General features: G+C 29.6%; 16 protein-coding genes. 4 read left to right on the forward strand and 12 right to left on the reverse strand.

The genetic code is table 11. The features are described from left to right. The first annotated feature begins 15 nt into the window (after positions 1-15). Positions 16-1,491 carry an IMP dehydrogenase gene (gene guaB / locus BLT88_RS07495; RefSeq protein WP_091953992.1) on the forward strand — a complete coding sequence of 492 codons (1,476 nt, stop codon included), beginning with the start codon at positions 16-18 and terminating at the stop codon, positions 1,489-1,491. A 191-nt stretch (positions 1,492-1,682) separates the two neighbouring features. On the opposite strand, the gene hchA is transcribed toward guaB, so the two are convergent. The 6 genes from hchA to BLT88_RS07525 form a co-directional block, all read right to left on the reverse strand. Further along, positions 1,683-2,591, reverse strand: coding sequence for a glyoxalase III HchA (gene hchA / locus BLT88_RS07500; protein WP_091953993.1), 909 nt, complete (start codon positions 2,589-2,591; stop codon positions 1,683-1,685). Positions 2,592-2,604: 13 nt separating this feature from the next. Then, positions 2,605-3,237: a nitroreductase family protein gene (locus BLT88_RS07505; protein WP_091953995.1), complete on the reverse strand. Its 633-nt coding sequence runs from the start codon at positions 3,235-3,237 to the stop codon at positions 2,605-2,607. Between the two features lie 74 nt (positions 3,238-3,311). Next, positions 3,312-3,887: a Crp/Fnr family transcriptional regulator gene (locus BLT88_RS07510; RefSeq protein ID WP_091953996.1), complete on the reverse strand. Its 576-nt coding sequence runs from the start codon at positions 3,885-3,887 to the stop codon at positions 3,312-3,314. A 199-nt stretch (positions 3,888-4,086) separates the two neighbouring features. Beyond that, the gene (locus BLT88_RS07515) at positions 4,087-5,271 is read right to left on the reverse strand and encodes an aspartate aminotransferase family protein (protein ID WP_091953998.1); all 1,185 of its coding nucleotides are present in this window, start codon (positions 5,269-5,271) and stop codon (positions 4,087-4,089) included. Beyond that, a complete protein-coding gene (locus BLT88_RS07520) occupies positions 5,268-6,899 on the reverse strand; it encodes an OstA-like protein (protein ID WP_231959938.1) in 1,632 nt (543 codons plus the stop codon). The genes BLT88_RS07515 and BLT88_RS07520 overlap by 4 nt, the downstream gene beginning before the upstream one ends. Positions 6,900-6,972: 73 nt before the next feature. Beyond that, positions 6,973-7,698: a DUF542 domain-containing protein gene (locus tag BLT88_RS07525; protein ID WP_172824278.1), complete on the reverse strand. Its 726-nt coding sequence runs from the start codon at positions 7,696-7,698 to the stop codon at positions 6,973-6,975. 155 nt (positions 7,699-7,853) lie between these two features. Between BLT88_RS07525 and BLT88_RS07530 the strand changes: the two genes are divergently transcribed. Beyond that, the gene (locus BLT88_RS07530; protein WP_091954001.1) at positions 7,854-9,290 is read left to right on the forward strand and encodes an aspartate aminotransferase family protein; all 1,437 of its coding nucleotides are present in this window, start codon (positions 7,854-7,856) and stop codon (positions 9,288-9,290) included. 451 nt (positions 9,291-9,741) lie between these two features. Further along, positions 9,742-10,218, forward strand: coding sequence for a cytochrome c (locus tag BLT88_RS07535; RefSeq protein ID WP_231959939.1), 477 nt, complete (start codon positions 9,742-9,744; stop codon positions 10,216-10,218). A gap of 348 nt (positions 10,219-10,566) precedes the next feature. Here the strand turns inward: BLT88_RS07535 and BLT88_RS07540 are convergent, their stop codons facing one another. The 3 genes from BLT88_RS07540 to BLT88_RS07550 form a co-directional block, all read right to left on the reverse strand. After that, a complete protein-coding gene (locus BLT88_RS07540; RefSeq protein ID WP_036788201.1) occupies positions 10,567-11,838 on the reverse strand; it encodes an adenylosuccinate synthase in 1,272 nt (423 codons plus the stop codon). Between the two features lie 40 nt (positions 11,839-11,878). Continuing rightward, positions 11,879-12,328, reverse strand: coding sequence for a Fur family transcriptional regulator (locus BLT88_RS07545; RefSeq protein WP_036786308.1), 450 nt, complete (start codon positions 12,326-12,328; stop codon positions 11,879-11,881). Between the two features lie 72 nt (positions 12,329-12,400). Beyond that, complete coding sequence (locus BLT88_RS07550) at positions 12,401-14,623, reverse strand: bifunctional (p)ppGpp synthetase/guanosine-3',5'-bis(diphosphate) 3'-pyrophosphohydrolase (RefSeq protein ID WP_091954002.1); 2,223 nt, start codon at positions 14,621-14,623, stop codon at positions 12,401-12,403. A gap of 112 nt (positions 14,624-14,735) precedes the next feature. Between BLT88_RS07550 and BLT88_RS07555 the strand changes: the two genes are divergently transcribed. After that, on the forward strand, positions 14,736-15,212 hold the full coding sequence (locus BLT88_RS07555) for a hypothetical protein (protein ID WP_091954004.1): 477 nt from the start codon (positions 14,736-14,738) through the stop codon (positions 15,210-15,212). 3 nt (positions 15,213-15,215) lie between these two features. Here the strand turns inward: BLT88_RS07555 and BLT88_RS07560 are convergent, their stop codons facing one another. The 3 genes from BLT88_RS07560 to BLT88_RS07570 are packed head-to-tail and all read right to left on the reverse strand — an operon-like array spanning position 15,216 to position 17,995. Beyond that, positions 15,216-16,448 (reverse strand): M48 family metallopeptidase, encoded by a 1,233-nt coding sequence (locus tag BLT88_RS07560; protein WP_091954006.1) that lies wholly within the window; start codon positions 16,446-16,448, stop codon positions 15,216-15,218. After that, the gene (ppgK, locus tag BLT88_RS07565; RefSeq protein ID WP_036786317.1) at positions 16,448-17,194 is read right to left on the reverse strand and encodes a polyphosphate--glucose phosphotransferase; all 747 of its coding nucleotides are present in this window, start codon (positions 17,192-17,194) and stop codon (positions 16,448-16,450) included. Before ppgK ends, BLT88_RS07560 begins: the two co-directional genes overlap by 1 nt. A 6-nt stretch (positions 17,195-17,200) precedes the next feature. Next, positions 17,201-17,995, reverse strand: a complete 795-nt coding sequence (locus BLT88_RS07570; protein WP_091954007.1) for an RNA methyltransferase — start codon at positions 17,993-17,995, stop codon at positions 17,201-17,203. Positions 17,996-17,999 lie beyond the last annotated feature (4 nt).

The raw sequence follows: 17,999 nt of genomic DNA on the forward strand, positions 1-17,999 counted from the left end.
TACTTTAATTGCACCATGACAGCACACAATGACAAAATTTTAGGAGAAGGTTTAACATATGATGATGTTTTATTGGTTCCAGCCTTTTCAGAAGTACTTCCAAGAGAAGTAAGTATTCAAACAAAATTTACTAGAAACATTACCATTAACGTTCCTATTGCTTCGGCAGCTATGGATACGGTAACCGAATCTGCTTTAGCCATAGCAATTGCTAGGGAGGGAGGAATAGGTGTTTTGCATAAAAATATGTCTATAGAACAACAGGCAAAAGAAGTTAGAAAAGTAAAGCGTGCAGAAAGCGGAATGATTTTAGATCCTGTTACATTGCCTTTAACTGCTGTGGTTTTCGAAGCAAAAGCAAACATGAAAGAGCATGGCATTGGTGGAATTCCTATTGTTGATGAACATGGAATTTTAAAAGGAATAGTTACCAATAGAGATTTACGTTTTGAACATGATAATCAAAGACCCATTGTTGAAGTAATGACGAGTGAAAACTTAGTTACTGCCGCTGTTGGAACTTCTTTAAATGACGCTGAAAAAATTCTTCAGAATTATAAAATCGAAAAACTATTAATTGTTGATGAAGATTATAAATTAAAGGGACTAATTACGTTTAGAGATATTACTAAAGTAACTCAAAAACCAATGGCGAATAAGGATTCTTATGGAAGATTAAGAGTTGCTGCAGCTTTAGGGGTTACTGCTGATGCCGTTGATAGGGCAGAAGCTTTAGTGAAATCTGGAGTTGACGCTGTTATCATAGATACTGCTCACGGACATACGAAAGGCGTGGTTACTGTTTTAAAAGCCGTTAAAGCAAAGTTTCCTGACTTGGATGTTGTAGTAGGTAATATTGCTACGGGCGAAGCTGCTAAATATTTAGTAGATGCCGGAGCAGATGCTGTAAAAGTAGGTATTGGTCCTGGTTCTATTTGTACAACAAGAGTTGTTGCCGGTGTTGGTTTTCCGCAGTTTTCTGCAGTTTTAGAAGTTGCAGCTGCGATTAATGGTAGTGGCGTTCCTGTTATTGCTGATGGTGGAATTCGATATACAGGAGATATTCCTAAAGCGCTTGCTGCTGGAGCAGATTCTGTAATGTTGGGTTCTTTATTAGCAGGAACAAAAGAGTCTCCTGGAGAAACCATTATTTATGAAGGAAGAAAGTTTAAATCTTATAGAGGAATGGGATCTGTTGAAGCTATGAAACAAGGTTCTAAAGATAGGTACTTTCAAGATGTTGAAGATGATATCAAAAAATTAGTTCCAGAAGGAATTGTAGGACGTGTTCCTTATAAAGGTGAATTAGCTGAAAGTATTCATCAGTTTATTGGAGGTTTGCGAGCAGGAATGGGATATTGTGGAGCAAAAGATGTTGAAACACTTAAAGAAACAGGGAAATTTGTAAGAATTACAGCCAGCGGAATTAATGAAAGCCATCCGCATGATGTAGCAATTACAAAAGAATCGCCTAATTACAGTAGAAGGTAGGTATTCATTTTTCTTGTATAAATAAAACCAAGCAATTTTGCTTGGTTTTATTTATATACATATGATTTGTAAGTTCACCTATTTACTAATGAAATATGTAAAAGAAAACAACCAATAAAAACTTCAGACTTTGCGAGAACAATTAGGAAATTTATTAGTGAAATTAATAATTTAGATCGTTTACAGTGTTTTTATCTATTTACTTCTTTAAGTAGCTCATTTGCAACTAATTTACCAAAATCATTTGCGGCTTGAGGACTCGCTCCTGTAATTAATTTTCTATCTATATTTACCGTATTATCAGCTTCTTTGTTAATAATAGTAACACCTAATTTGTTTAATTTTTCTCCATATATCCATGGCATTTTTCCAGGTGTATATCCAATCATTGGTCCTTGTGCATCTACAGCATCTGGAAATGAAGCAATCTTATATCCTTTGTAAATAAAATCATCTCCGTTTACCTCTAAACTTGCAGCTAATAATGCAGCAGGACCATGACAAATGGCAAGGGTGAATAAACCTTTCTTATAAGACCAATTTACTAAATTACTTACATCTTTGTTTTCTGGTAAACCAAGCATGGCTCCATGACCACCAGGGAAAAATATTGCTACATAATTGGTGCTATCTATCAATGAGTTTGTAACAAAATCAGCTAAACTACCTGGTTTTTCTAATTTATTTCTAAATTCAGCATATATATTCTTAACATTTTCATCATCTTCTGGCATTGCCCACATTTCTACTGCAACCGGCTTACCTGTTGGTGTAACAACATCCACATCAAAACCCGCATTTTTTAAATGAAGAACAGGCAATAACATTTCTACAGGATGGTTTCCTGTTGAGAATTTTTTTCCATTCGCCATTGTCATGTTTCTTTCTTCTGTGCAAATCATCAACACTTTTTTATTTCCTGTATACTTATTTTCGTAAGTAGTGTTATCAAAGTTAGTTATAGAAGATGTTGCTAGTTTTAGAGCTAATGGTGATGGACTATAAGTACCATTTGCTGTTTTTGCAGGTCTTGTTGTTATGTATAACGTAATAACAATGAGTATTAGAATACTTGCTAATCCAATTAATGTTTTTTTCATAATAGTTGTTTTTTTATTTAATAAATGTCACTAATTCTTTTAATGGTTTTCTAACCTTTACAAGGTTCACCAACCAATCATTATCTGCATCTTTATAACCGATGGGTAATAATAATGTACTTCGTAAACCTTTTTCACGTAATCCTAAAATTTTATCTAATGAATCCGCATCAAAACCTTCCATTGGTGTACTATCTAAACCTTCTAAAGCTGCTTGAGTAATAGCTGCCATAAATGCAATATAAGTTTGTCGTGCAGCATGTTCAAAATTAGTTTCTGGAGGACGTTTCGGATAACCTGATAGCAACATTTGACGATAGTTTTCCCAGCCTTCATTTTTGAACCCTCTAATTTCGTTAGTTAAATCAAACATATGATTAATACGATCTACCGTATAGTTATCCCAAGCAGCAAATACCAATAAATGTGAACAATCAGTTACTGGTGATTGATTCCATGCGATTTCTCTGATGCTAGACTTAGTTTCATCCTTGGTAACAACAAAAACTTCAAAAGGTTGCAATCCGCTTGATGTTGGAGCTAATCTAACTGCTTCTAAAATGTTATCTATTTTTTCTTGAGGAACTACTTTGCCATTCATGGCTTTAGTAGCATAACGCTTATTTAATATATCTAAAAAACTCATGATTTTATTTTTTAATTATGCTACAAAAGTAAAAGAAGGTTAAATAGCAAAAATGAATCTATGGTAATAAATTATTATTTTTTAATTCTTTCTTTTCTTATTCTACTTAAACTTTGCGGAGTTATTCCTAAATAAGAAGCTATCTGATAGTTCGGTATTATTTTCTCAAAATCTGCATAGTCTTTAATAAATTGATGGTATTTTTTAGATGCAGAAAGCGTTAATAGACTTAGAATTCTATTTTGAAGAGCAGCAATACGCTTTTCAAAATTTTTACGCTGAAAGGTTTCAAATTGCGGATATTCATCGTAGAACTCGTTAATCTTACTATTATCAATAACCAAAATTTTAGAATGGGTTACACTTTCTATGGATACAATAGATTTATTATTTGTATAAAGTGTGATATAATCACTTATCCACCAGTTTTTCATAGCAAATTGTAGAGTGTATTCTTTTCCGTCTTCCGTCTTGTAAAAAGAACGTAAACAACCTCTTGCCACAAAAATATGTTCTTTTTTTATAGAGTTATCAGTAAGAACTAGTTCTCCTTTGACTAACAATTTTTCTGTTATAATTCCATTCAGTTTATTTTCTATTTCCGACGAAATTGAGTTATCTTTTTTCAAATAATCTAAAAGTTCATTCATTTCTATTGTTTACGGGTATAGCTGCTAATTTTTTAGGGTATTTTATAAATTTGAGCTAAAGTGATTTATGATTTTTTATTCTTTAAATATTTTTAATGGGTTAAAAAAAAAATTACATAATACAAAATGATAAGATAATCTTTCTCATGAATCAAAATAGATGTTGGTAAAGCTATATTTTTTTATTTTAAAAAACAGGCTACACTAATTCTTCAATTACATCTAAAATAATATCACAACCAGCAATTAGCTCTTCATCAGAAATAGTTAAAGGCGGAGTAATTCGCATGGCTCTTGCTTCGAATAACAAGAAGAATAAAATTAAACCTTTATCTAAACATTTTAGAATAATTTTTGCTGCTAAGTCTGGTGTTTCCACAAGTGCAGCTAGCATCAAACCTTTTCCTCTAATTTCGATTATTGATGGATGTTGTAAATGTTTTCTAATAATACTCTCTTTTCGCAAACTTTCTGAAAGTAAATTTTTGTCAAGAATTTCTTTTACTGTTGCATTGGCAGCAGCAGCAATCACGGGATGTCCGGCAAAAGTTGAGATATGGCCTAACTTAGGATTGTCTTTTAACAAACTCATGTGTTCATAAGAAGCAATAAAAGCACCAATTGGCATTCCACCACCTAAACCTTTTCCCGCAATAATAATATCAGGAATTACGTTGTAATTCTCAAATCCCCAGAAAGTTCCTGTTCTTGCAATTCCTGTTTGAATTTCATCTAAAATTAGAAGCGCTCCCACTTCTTTACAGCGTTTTTTTACCTTTGCTAAATAATTGTTTTTTGGTTCTATAAATCCTGCTCCTCCTTGAATCGTTTCTAAAATTACTGCAGCCGTATTCTTGGTGATCTTCGCAATATCCAATTCATCATTAAAGACAATAAATTTAATTCCAGGAATTAAAGGTCTAAAGGCTGCATTTTGTTTTTCAACTCCAGAAACACTCATAGCACCCTGCGTATTTCCGTGATAAGAGTTTTTTGCCGCAATAATTTCTGATCTATTTGTAATTCTTTTTGCTAATTTCAATGCACCTTCTGTAGCTTCTGTTCCAGAATTTGTGATGTAAACAGATGCTAAACTTTTGGGCAAAGTAGAAGCTAATAACTTACATAAATTAACTTGTGGTTGCTGAATAAACTCACCATATACCATTACGTGGGCATAGTTGTCAATTTGATTTTTAATCGCTCCAGAAACTTTTGGATGATTATGTCCCAAACTATTTGCAGAAACACCAGCTACAAAGTCTAGGTGTTTTTTTCCATTTATATCATAAATATAACTTCCTTTTGCATGAGAAATCTCTATACATAGTGGATAGGGCGAAGTTTGTGCTTGATGTTTAAAAAAATCAGATTTCAAAGTCATTCCTTTTTAAAAGTAGCTATTTTTTTACGCTTTAATACTATTTTTTCATCCAGCTTAATAGGAATATTTTTTTGCTTCTTCTTGTTCTTTTTCTTTATCGGGATATCTTTTTCAACACTATCTCTAATAAAAATGTCTTCCATTTTTTTGGGTTGTTCACTTTCTCGCCAAATAAAACCTTTTAATTTTTTTACGGCTTCAGGTAACATCGATGGGGGATAAGTTTTTCCATCAGATGCTTTTAAATACTTAATAGATTCTATAACTCCCTTCGCTAAAATAAAATCAATATTACTAGAAATTTCTTTTGTAATGGTTTCTATAATATTAGTTTCTTCATTTCTATTGTAATAAACTGATTCTGCGTTTCCCTTTACTAATAAATTTCTCAACTTATTTTCCTGAAATTTGCCATACATATTTCTTCCTTTAATTTGGTTGAAATCATTTTCTGATAATGAATCTTTCGAAACAATAAATGAATTGTTAAATACTTTTAAAGAATCTAATTTTTTTGTTTCAATATCAGATTTTAAATAAATAGAATCACCTGTAATTTGATTTTTATCAGACCAAATAACTGGGTTTCTATATAATTTTGTAAATCCTGTTTGCTGATTTGTATGAATAGAATCGCATTTTCCTTGTAAATCTGACTTAAATATTTTTACATGATGATACGCTCTAATAATACGTTCTTTTACTTTTCCAGTCACCAACAAAGTATCCCCATGAATAAAAGTAGAATCTTGATCTACAATAGAAATAGCTACTGCTTTTTTAATGACAAAAAGAGAGTCTTTTTTTTCAAAAATTTCAGCATAATTTCCTTTAGTAATAAAGTTTTGAATAGTATCAATTACTTGTATATTATTAGTTGCAGAAGCAAAACCCTTTCTCTTGTCATAATACAAACTATCACCTTCAACGGTTCTTTCTTTTAGATATAATTTTGCATTTTTTACAAAATGAGAGATGTCTGTCTTTGTATTGTAAAACCCTCTTTCACAATAAATTTTATTTTCGTTTTCTTTATTCGTGATTGTAGAAGGTCCATACAAATAAGTGTAACCAGAATTAGTATAATAATCTAAATGATTAGACTCTAAATGGTGATCAGGGTTTACTACTGTTACTCTTGTTGTAGCTATAAATTTCTTCTTTTCTAAATAGTAATTTCCTATTTTACTTCTTAAGGTATTGGTAGTATCTTTGATAGTTGCGTAGCTCTTGTAATATAATTTTTGGTTTAACCTATCGAATTGTAAAGTGTCTGTTGTCAAGGTCATTGTAGGATCTTTTAGAATTACATTTCCCCAAGAAAGCGCTTGTTTAGAATTGGCATCATAATCTGCATAATCACTAGTTTGTGTAATGGTATCTCCTTGTTTTATAAGAACTTTACCGATCGCTTTAAAAAAATTTTGTTTTTTATAATACAGTGCTTGTTGACATGTTAATTTAATACCCTCATGATTCATCTTAACATTACCAATAAGTATGCTTGCTCCTGGATATCTTTCTTCGTCAGCTTCCTGAATTTCAGCTTGATACTCAATTTTTCTTTTTTCTTGAGAAAAAGAAATTGAAGTAAAAATTATTAGTAATATAAATGTAACTCTTTTCAAGATATAGATATTTCTGCAAAAATAATGAAAAGAAAATTGCTTAGTACTAAAGAAAAGTGAAAGTTAAAATAATTTAATTATTAAGTGTTTTAAAATCAAGCTTTAAAGTTTTTGGAAATAATATATTATTTTCTAAATGAACATGTTGCTGAAAATCATCTTCGAATTCTTGTAGATTTAAATACAATTTTCTAAAAGCAGTGCTAGCATTTCCTGGTATTCTATAACTGTTGGATACTTCAGAAATTCTATTAAAAACATTTCCTATTTTATCATGATGTTCCTCCATTATTTTGAGAGAATTATTTATAAAATTTGAATTTTTAGAACGAAAACTTGTATGCTTCTTGCTTGCTTTAAAAAGCTTTTTAATATAAGGAAAAACAAAGGTTTCTTCTTTAAACATGTAAACCTTCAATTCATTTGACAACTCCTTAATATGGTTGTTAATTTCTGTTAACTCAGAATAATTATGATCATGAATTTTTACCGCTTTTTCTCCATATTTTTTTAAAAGAGGAATGTTTTTTCTTATATATCTGTGATGGATATGCACAATAAAAATCATTAAAAAGTCTAATGCCCACTTATTAAAATCATTTAAATAATTAGTTTTAAAATGTATCTTTTCCAATTCACTTTCTAATTCATGATAGTCTAAATCGTTTTTAGAACATACATTTTCGATTGAAACTTTCCCATTAAAACAAAAATCTATTCCGTACTTTTTAAAAATGTTCGAAGTATGTATGTTTTCTGTTACAAAGTCCGCAACAGTTTTGTTTCTTATACTTTCCATTTTATTTCTTTTAGTAACAACAAATTTGAGGCCTTTTATCATTATATAAAATGATAAAGGTCATACGAGTAAGTTCCAGAAGATATACCTTTAAATAATTCGTTTTTATTACTCACAGAATCTTGACATCTTGTAATTTTGTGAAAAATAAATTAATGAAACCATTTTTTGATTTATCAGTAGAAGAAATGAAATCTTATGGCTATAAAATTGTTGATTTAATATCTGAACACTATAATGAACTCGAAAATAAAAAACCTGTGACTATTGCTTCTAGGCAAGAAATGGATAGTATTTTTTTACAAGAAGCACCTGAAAAAGGAATGCCAGCAGATAAAGTTTTAGACTTTGTTATGCATAAAGTAATACCAAATAGTAATATTTCTAGCCATCCCAAAGCATTTTCTTTCGTTCCAGGACCAAGTAATTTTATTAGCACAATGGCAGATTCTCTAGCAACGGGGTTTAATATTTTTTCTGGTGGTTGGATTGTTTCTCCTGCCGCAGCCGAATTAGAGATTGTAACTATAAATTGGTTGCTAAAAATGTTTAATTTCCCTGTGAAAAAGGGTGGTGGTATTTTTACAAGTGGTGGTTCTATGGCAAACTTAACGGCTTTAGCAACAGCTAGAAGAATTAAATGTGGGAATGATTTTTCTAAAGCGGTTATTTACTTATCAGACCAAGCTCATTCTTCAAACATAAAAGCCATAAGAGTTTTAGGATTTAAAAAAGAACAAATAAAAATAATACCAACAGATTTAGAATTTAAAATTGGTATTAATAAACTTAAAAATGAAATCGCAAAAGATCAATTAGAAGGTAAAAAACCTTTTTGTATTATAGCTTCAGCAGGTACAACAAATACTGGCACAGTAGATCCTTTAGATACATTAGCAGATATTTGTGATAAAGAAAACCTGTGGTACCATATTGATGGTGCTTATGGAGGAGCAGCAATTTTATCAAAAAAAGGAAGTAGAACTTTACAAGGAATTGAGCGAGCAGATTCTTTAACTGTTGATCCTCATAAATGGTTTTTCCAGCCTTATGAAATTGGCTGCTTATTGGTTAAAGAGGCTTCTTGGTTAAGTAATACTTTTAGTGAAAAACCAGAATATTTAAGAGATATTGAAGGAAATGAATCTGAAATTAATTTTTATGATTATGGAATTCAATTAACAAGAAGGTTTAGAGCTTTAAAGTTTTATATGTCTATTAAAACATATGGTTTAGAAACATTTAAAGAAGCCATTTCTTACAATATTGATTTAGCAGAAAAAACTGAAGACTTATTAAGAAAAAGTAAAAACTGGGAAATTGTTTCTCAGGCAACATTGGCTATTATTAATTTTAGATATAATCCTTTAAGATTTAATTTATCTGATGAAAAATTGGACAAATTAAATCAAGAAATTTCTGCTAGAGTAGTGGCATCAGGAGAAGCCCTATTAGTTACAACAGTTTTACAAAATCAAATTGTGATTAGAATGTGTTTAATAAATCCAAAAACAACAATAAATCATATTAGGGAAACTCTAAATCAATGCAATTCATTTGCTAAAAAGATTTTAAAGGAGTGGGAAAAATAGTTTTAATCAGAGATATGCAAACAAAAGAAATAAAATAAACTTGAACTACCATATTATATTTTTAGATAAATTTTAGACTACTTTGTTTTTATAGGTTGAAATAATTTCATAAATTCATTTAAACATATAATCGTACTTAAGCTCCTAAAAAAAGTAGAGTTTTATTTTTGTTATATTCATAACAAAAATAATAAAGTAGCTATACAATTGGTAAATATGTTTATTTAATTAGGCTATTAATGAGGTTTTAATAGTTGCTTTAATTTTATATAAAAAAGTAAAACAAGAGTCAGTCATATATAGCAATCCAATATTTTAAATTTTTAAAAAAAAAGATTGCTTATTTATTTAAGTGAAAAATAAAATCAGTTTTAGTTCATAATTTGGATTACATGCTCTGGAAAAAGGATTAATATTTAAAAAACAAATAATAATTAAAATAAAAACAAAAATGAAATTTAAAAATGTAGCAATGATAATGCTCATTGCATTATTTATGAGTTGTGGCGGCAAAGAAAAGAAAGTACGATCATACAATCCTTCAAGTGTTAAAAAAGAAGCTGTTAAAAAAGTAGAACAAATGGTAACAGTAGATTTAAATAATAAAGGTATTGGTCCTATTAAAGTTGTAGAAATTAGTTCTACTATAAATCAAGCTATGGCGGACAAAGGGAAAATAATATTCAAAAACAAGTGTTCTTCTTGCCATAAAACAAATAGAAAATTTATTGGACCAAACCCTACAGGTATTTTAAAAATACGTTCTCCAGAATGGGTAATGAATATGATTTTGAATCCTGAAGAGATGGTGAAAAATGATCCCATAGCTAAAGAATTGTTAATTAAATTCAATGGTGCACCTATGGTTAACCAAAATTTATCTAGAAAAGAAGCGAGACAAGTTTTAGAATATTATAGAACATTATAACAATTTAAAGTTAAGAGTTTTCTACTATGAAAAATAAGTATGATATATTATTTCTAGCAAAGAACTAAATATCTTGTGGACGTATTTTTGAAATAAATTGGAAGGATTAAAAATTTCAATAGGTCTTTATCAAAAGTATTTTTTTTGAAGATTTTAGGAATAATAGTATATAAATTATTCTCGTCTAAAGAAAAATGAGTTGCTTTCTTGAATACTTTAGATGTACAAAAAAACAATTACATTATATTCTAGAGATTGTGCAAAATTTAAATAATTGAGTAAACTTAAAGAGCATCTTTTAATTTCTTAAAAGATGCTCTTTACTAGTATATTAAAATAATAAAAAAATTATCTCATAATTGTTTGTTTTCTATCAGGACCTACAGAAACAATAGATACAGGAACACCAGTTTCTTTTTCAATAAAAGCAACATAGTCTAGCAAGTTTTGTGGTAATTGATCAGCAGAAGTCATTTTTGTTAAATCTTCATTCCAACCTTTAAATTCAGTATAATTCACAGAAACATTTTCTGGTTCTATATTATAAGGTAAATGACTAATTTCTTGTCCTTTGTAATTATATGTAGTACAAATTTTTAAGGTTTCAAAACCAGATAAAACATCTCCTTTCATCATCATTAATTGTGTAACTCCATTTACATCTACAGCATATTTTAATGCAACTAAATCTAGCCAACCACATCTTCTAGGCCTACCAGTAGTTGCTCCAAATTCATTTCCAATTCTTGCCATTTCTTCCCCATCTTTATCAAATAATTCTGTAGGAAAAGGTCCAGAGCCGACACGTGTAGTATATGCTTTAAAAATTCCAAAAACTTCACCAATCCTATTTGGCGCAACACCTAAACCTGTACAAGCACCTGCTGCCGTAGTATTAGAAGAAGTTACAAAAGGGTACGTACCAAAATCAATATCTAATAATGAACCTTGTGCACCTTCAGCTAAAATTGTCTTTTTGTCTTTTATTGCTCGATTTAAAAACTCTTCGCTATCAATAAATGCTAATGTTCTTAATTTATCTATGCCTTTAATAAATTCTGCTTCTAACTCCTTTAAATTATATTCAACCTGAACATCAAAAAAGGCTAACATTTTAATATGTTTCGCTGTTAAAGCATCATACTTTTCTTTCCAGTTTTCTAATTCTAAATCACCAACCCTCATTCCATTTCTACCTGTTTTATCCATGTAAGTTGGACCAATTCCCTTTAATGTAGAGCCAATTTTAGCCTTTCCTTTAGAGGTTTCTGAGGCTGCATCTAACAATCTATGAGTTGGTAGTATTAAATGTGCTTTTCTAGAAATTAATAATTTAGAGGTATAATCAATTTTATGTTTGTCTAAGTTTTCTAGTTCTTTTTTAAAGATAACGGGGTCAATAACAACTCCATTTCCAACGACGTTTAATGCGGTTTTATGAAAAATACCTGAAGGAATTGTATGTAAAACATGTTTATATCCATCAAAAATTAAAGTGTGTCCTGCATTCGGGCCACCTTGAAAACGCGCAATGATGTCGTAATTGGAGGTAAGAACATCTACAATTTTACCTTTACCTTCATCTCCCCATTGCAATCCTAGTAATAAATCTACAGCCATTAGTTGTGTTAATTTGTTGTTTTTAGTTGTGTATTGTTTGTTAAGATTTTTTCTTTTTTGTTCCATAAAAATACAGAGAATGATTTTGAATATCAATATCAAAAATCTCTTCAATCGTTTTTTTGATAATTTGAATTCTTGGATCGCAGAATTCTTTTACTTCACCAGAATCTGTAAAAATTACATGATCATGGTTTTTATCAAAATAACTTTTTTCATAACGCGCCATTGACTGCCCATCAAATTGATGTTTTCTAACCAAGTTACAATCTAATAATAAATCGATAGTGTTATAAAGTGTTGCCCTACTAACCCTGTAGTTTTTATTTTTCATTTTAATATATAAAGATTCTATATCAAAATGCTCATCAGCATCATAAATTTCTTGAAGTATGGCATAACGTTCAGGAGTCTTTCTGTGCTTATGCTCTTGCAAATATGAGGTAAAAACTTTTTTAACTACTTCTTGATTATCAAGAGAATTACTCATGGTTTTTATTTTTACGAAAAAACAAATTTACAGTTATTTCTGAATAAAAATTGATTTTTATATAAATGATATTTACAAAGTATTAACACGTTCTACTTTTTTCACTCCATCTACTTTTTGAATACTTTTAATTAACCTATTTAATTGAGAGATATTCTTTACTCCTAATGATATTTTTCCTTCGAAAACACCTTCATTTCCAGCAATATTTATTCCATGTATTAGAACACCTATATTATTAGAAATGATTCGGGTTACATTGTTTATAATACCTTTATTATCAACACCACTAATATGCAATATAACCTTAAAGTCTTGCTTTGTAGAATCAATCCATTTGGCCAACATAATTCGATAGGCATAATTCGACTGCAAAGAAATTGAATTGGGACAATTTTTTTTGTGAATTTTTATACCATCATTAATGGTTAAAAATCCAAAAACTTTGTCTCCAGCAATTGGGTTACAACATTTAGAAAGTGTAAAATCTAACTTTTCTTCTTCTTTACCAAAAACTAAAGCGTCATAATGATGCGTTACTTCATTTGTATTCTCGGCTATATCAGTAGTTGTATTAGATCTTCGTAACTTGGTTTTAAAGAAATTTAAAATTGTGCTATTTCTTTGCGATACATATCCTTTTAACTGCGTATTATCTATCGCTCCATTTCCTAACCTATAAAATAAATCAAAGCTAGTTCTTAAATTAAAGTAAAGTACTAATTCATTAACAGTTTTTTCATTAAAAGGGATTTTTAAATGACGAAGTTTACGGTTTAAAACTGATTTTCCTTCTTCTGCTATTTGTTTTTCGTCATCTTTTAAGGCAGCTCTAATTTTTGTTTTAGCCCGAGCTGTAATTACAAAATCTAACCACCTCGAGTTTGGTTTATTTTTAGAACTCGTTATTACTTCTATTTGATCTCCACTTTTTAAGGTGTGACTTAAAGGAACCAACTTACCATTTACTTTTGCTCCTCTACATTTTAAACCAACATCAGTATGAATTGAAAAAGCAAAATCTAATGCACAAGCATCTTTGGGAAGCGATTTTAATTCACCTTTGGGAGTAAAAACATAAATCTCTTTAGAGTATAAGTTCAGTTTAAAATCTTCAACAAAGTCAACTGCATTTATACTTTGGCTTTCTAATGTCTCTTTCAATTTATTTAACCAACCTTCTAACCCGCTTTCGTTTTCATTTCCTTGCTTGTATTTAAAATGTGCGGCATATCCTTTTTCGGCAACTTCATTCATTCTTTCCGATCGAATTTGCACTTCTACCCATTTTGCATCGGGTCCAACTACGGTAATATGAAGTGCCTCATAGCCAGTAGATTTTGGTTGTGATATCCAATCTCGTAAACGTGCTGGGTTTGGTTTAAAGTAATCTGTAACAATTGTATAAATCTTCCAAGCATCAAATTTATCATCGTTTGAAGAAGGAGAATAGATAATTCTAATGGCATACTTATCGTACACTTCCTCAAAAGTTACATTTTGGTTACGCATTTTTTTTCTGATAGAATAAATAGATTTAAATCTACCTTTAATATCATACGTAAAATTCTCTTTATCTAAACCACTTTTAAGTTTATCAGAAAATCGTTTTAAATAATTTTGTTGTTCTTCTTTACTTTCTTTGATTTTATCAACAATACTTAAAAAAACCTCTGGTTCTGTATATTTTAAGCCTAAATCTTCTAACTCTGTTTTAATATTATATAAACCTAATCTATGCGCTAAAGGTGCATAAATATATAAAGTTTCTGAAGCAATTTTAACCTGTTTATGATCTGGCATAGCATCCATAGTCTGCATATTATGCAATCTATCTGCAATTTTTATTAAAATAACTCTAACATCGTCATTTAATGTTAAAAGCATTTTCCTAAAATTTTCTGCCTGTATGGAAGCATCTTGTTCTTTATTTAAACGTGAAATTTTAGTTAATCCGTTTACAATTCTTGCAATAGTTTCTCCAAACAATTGCTCCATATCGTTTATTGTATACTCTGTATCTTCTACAACATCATGCAACAAAGCTGCAGCAATAGAAGTGGCTCCCAAACCAATTTCTGTAGCAACAATTTTTGCAACAGCAATTGGATGAAAAATATAAGGTTCACCAGTTTTTCTTCGTTGTTTAGAGTGTGCTTCTAAGGCAACGTCAAAAGCTTTTCTTATCAATTCTTTATCTTTTTTTGACAAGACTTCATAAGTACCTTTTAACAACTCTTTGTAACGATGAGTAATCTCCTTATTTTCTTCTTCTATCGTTGCTTCATACTCCATAAACTGCAATTCAGATATATTTTAATAATCTAAAGTGAAGTTAGAACAAACATTTTTAACAAACAAGAAATTACTTTTCTAAATTTTTAATTTTTTTGGTTAATTTTACAACATGAAAAAAGCTTTTTTAGTATTCGTAGTATTGTTTTTATCTAGCAGTATTCATTCTCAACACTCCGGAATTGGAGATGATCATTTTAAACAAGTTGAGAGGGAAATAAAAATAGACATTGATGAAACTATTTTTCCTAAAGTGAATACCAATACTTATATGTCCGGCAAGCCTAAATCACTTTTTTTATCAGCGCTTGTTGAGAATTCTTATATGAATGGCAAAAGTAAAATGCTTAAATTTTTCTATGATAAAAAATTTGATAAAAAGGAAGAAAAAATGATTGCTAGTAAAAAAGTATTTTCTATTGAAGGCACTATAAATAAAGATGGAATAGACTTTGTAAATAAAAATTACTGTATTCAGTATAATGAAAAATCTACTATTATGATAACTACTTTATTAGAAGTTGAAGCCGATGCCGAATATAAAGGCATGCTTGAAAAAATAGTACAATCAGTAGTAGAGAAAAATTAAATATTAATTTTCTAAATTATTAATTCTTTTCAACAAAGTGGGATGCGAATAATGCATAAAAACATAGGCTGGGTGAGGCGTTAAATTACTCAAACTATTTTTAGATAGTTTTTTGAGTGAAGTAATTAACGGATTCCCTGCAAACGTTTCTTTTGCAAAATCATCTGCTTGATATTCAAATTTACGCGAAACGTAATTCATAAATAAACCTGTAATTTCTGAAATTGGTGAATATAATATTCCAAAAGCAACTAAGCCAATATGAAAACTTGGTGTAGAAACACTTAATGCTTTAGATAAAACTGGTGAGTTTATAAATAATGATAAAATATACAAGGTAAAACCTGCGATTAGAGTGGAGGTTACCAAATTAAAAATGATGTGCTTTCTTTTATAATGCCCAACTTCATGCGCTAAAACAGCTACGATTTCATCTGTTTCTAAATCATTTATTAAGGTGTCAAAAAGTGTAATCCTTTTCTGAGAACCAAATCCTGAAAAGTAAGCATTTGCTTTTGTTGATCGTTTAGAACCATCAATAACAAAAATATTATCCAATTTAAAACCAACATTTTTTGCATAATTTTCAATAGCTGATTTTAATTTCCCTTCTTCTAAAGGAGTCTGTTTATTAAATAAAGGAACTATCAGTTTTGCATAAAATAGATTCATAAATAATGAAAAAGCTGCTATTAAAATCCAAGCATAGATCCAAAAATTTTTACCAGTAAATTGATAAAACATCATGATTAATGATAAGATTCCACCACCTAAAAGAATACTCATGAACCATCCTTTTAATTTATCTAACCAAAATGTTTTTTTTGTTGATTTGTTAAATCCAAATTTTTCTTCAATTACAAATGTTTTATAATAAGAAAAAGGAGTTGTTAAAATATCTGAACCAAAAAGAATAATACCAAAAAATATTAATGCTATTAAAATTGAATTATCTGAAAAGTTTCTTGCAAAAATATCTAAAAACTTAAATCCGTTGGCAAAAAAGAAAATGAGTGTTAGTACTATTGAAAAGGTCGATGTAAGAATAGAAAATTTAGCGTTTGTCTTTTTATAAGCTTGTGATTTTTTATATGAATCTTCATCATAAACATCTTTTAAATCATAAGGAATTTCATCATCAAAGTGTTTCGAATTCAAGGTATCTAAAACCTTATCAATAATAAAACTGATGATTATAATTGTTATTAAAATGTAAAATAGGGTAGTATGTTGCATTATTTGTTTTCCTTCTTACTAGCATACATTGCAGCACCAATTATACCAGCATTATTTCTAAATTCAGCTACTTTTATATTAACATCTGTAGTTAAATATTCTTTAAATTCATTATATTTTTTACTGATACCACCACCTAAAATAATTAAACTTGGTGAAAATACAATTCTGGCATAATTCAATAATATATCAAAACGCAAAGCCCATTGTTTTAATGATAATTCTTCTCTTTTTCTCACAGAATCTGCAGTAAAGTACTCAATGATTCTTCCATCTGTGTGTAGCATTTTTCCTATTTCCAAATTCGGAATTAATTTACCATTAAAAAAAAGGCCTGAACCAATGCCTGTTCCAATTGTAATTGCAATTACAACTCCTTTTTCACCTTTTCCAGCTCCTAAATTTACTTCTGCAACTCCAGCTAAATCTGCATCATTACTAACATAAAAAGGCAGTTTACATTCTTTTTTGAATAGTTTATCAACTTTTACATTCAGCCATTTTTCACTTAAATTTCCAGAATGAATACATTTACCGTCAACAATAGTGGTAGGAAAGCTACAACCAACGGCTTTCTTCCAATCAAAATGAACTATCATTTCTTTAATAACTTTTACAACATTTTCAGGTGTAGCGGGTTTTGGAGTGGCTATTCTATGTCTATCGGAAAGCAATTTCCCGGTTTTTGTGTCTATAATTGCCGCTTTAATTCCTGATCCACCGATGTCTATTCCTAATACTTTCATTAATAATTATTTAAATTCTCTTTGTCTTTTTGTTTCAAAAACTATAATTGCTGCAGCAACAGAAACATTCATAGAATCTATTTTTCCTTGCATTGGAATATTTATATTTTGAGTAGCTTTTTCTCTCCAAATTTCTGATAAACCAGTTGCTTCCGTTCCAACTGCAATTGCAGAAGCATTTGTGTAATTTTCTTTATGATATTCATTTGAATTTTGCAAAGTGGCAGCATATATGTTTATATCTTTTTCTTTCAGGAAATCAATAATTTCTTGGGATGTTGCCATTGCAATTTGATTGGTAAAAACACAGCCTACACTCGAGCGAATGATGTTAGGATTATATAAATCGCTTTTAGCATCTGCAATAAAAACAGCATCAACATTTGCAGCATCGGCAGTCCTTAATAAAGCACCCATATTACCAGGTTTCTCAATACTTTCAGCAACTAATATTAAAGGATTGTTATTTTTAAATTGAATATTTAGTAAAGAGAAATCTTTTACTTTCGTAACAGCTATAATTCCTTCCGTAGAATCTCTATATGCTAATCTCTGATAAACTTCTTTTGAAATTTCAATTCTATTTACATTCGCATTAAAAAGGTGTAAAATTTCTTTTTCCGAAATAATTTCGGGATAAAAAAGAATAGTATCAAATTCATATCTTGAGGAGATAGCTAAAGAAATTTCACGTTTCCCTTCAATAATAAATAAACCTTGTTTTTTTCGTTCACGAGATTTATCTTGAAGTTTTAGCAAGCTTTTTATATATGAGTTTTGAATACTTGTAATTTCTTTCATTATC

Source organism: Polaribacter sp. Hel1_33_78, from assembly GCF_900106075.1.
Lineage (GTDB): Bacteria > Bacteroidota > Bacteroidia > Flavobacteriales > Flavobacteriaceae > Polaribacter.

Excerpts from the sequence above, each read along its gene's own strand:
- hchA (WP_091953993.1), bottom strand. The coding sequence starts at position 2,591 with ATGAAAAAAACATTAATTGGATTAGCAAGTATTCTAATACTCATTGTT.
- BLT88_RS07550 (WP_091954002.1), bottom strand. The coding sequence starts at position 14,623 with ATGGAGTATGAAGCAACGATAGAAGAAGAAAATAAGGAGATTACTCAT.
- ppgK (WP_036786317.1), bottom strand. The coding sequence starts at position 17,194 with ATGAAAGTATTAGGAATAGACATCGGTGGATCAGGAATTAAAGCGGCA.
- BLT88_RS07545 (WP_036786308.1), bottom strand. The coding sequence starts at position 12,328 with ATGAGTAATTCTCTTGATAATCAAGAAGTAGTTAAAAAAGTTTTTACC.
- BLT88_RS07540 (WP_036788201.1), bottom strand. The coding sequence starts at position 11,838 with ATGGCTGTAGATTTATTACTAGGATTGCAATGGGGAGATGAAGGTAAA.
- BLT88_RS07515 (WP_091953998.1), bottom strand. The coding sequence starts at position 5,271 with ATGACTTTGAAATCTGATTTTTTTAAACATCAAGCACAAACTTCGCCC.
- BLT88_RS07505 (WP_091953995.1), bottom strand. The coding sequence starts at position 3,237 with ATGAGTTTTTTAGATATATTAAATAAGCGTTATGCTACTAAAGCCATG.
- BLT88_RS07555 (WP_091954004.1), top strand. The coding sequence starts at position 14,736 with ATGAAAAAAGCTTTTTTAGTATTCGTAGTATTGTTTTTATCTAGCAGT.
- BLT88_RS07570 (WP_091954007.1), bottom strand. The coding sequence starts at position 17,995 with ATGAAAGAAATTACAAGTATTCAAAACTCATATATAAAAAGCTTGCTA.
- BLT88_RS07560 (WP_091954006.1), bottom strand. The coding sequence starts at position 16,448 with ATGCAACATACTACCCTATTTTACATTTTAATAACAATTATAATCATC.
- guaB (WP_091953992.1), top strand. The coding sequence starts at position 16 with ATGACAGCACACAATGACAAAATTTTAGGAGAAGGTTTAACATATGAT.
- BLT88_RS07525 (WP_172824278.1), bottom strand. The coding sequence starts at position 7,698 with ATGGAAAGTATAAGAAACAAAACTGTTGCGGACTTTGTAACAGAAAAC.
- BLT88_RS07535 (WP_231959939.1), top strand. The coding sequence starts at position 9,742 with ATGAAATTTAAAAATGTAGCAATGATAATGCTCATTGCATTATTTATG.
- BLT88_RS07510 (WP_091953996.1), bottom strand. The coding sequence starts at position 3,887 with ATGAATGAACTTTTAGATTATTTGAAAAAAGATAACTCAATTTCGTCG.
- BLT88_RS07530 (WP_091954001.1), top strand. The coding sequence starts at position 7,854 with ATGAAACCATTTTTTGATTTATCAGTAGAAGAAATGAAATCTTATGGC.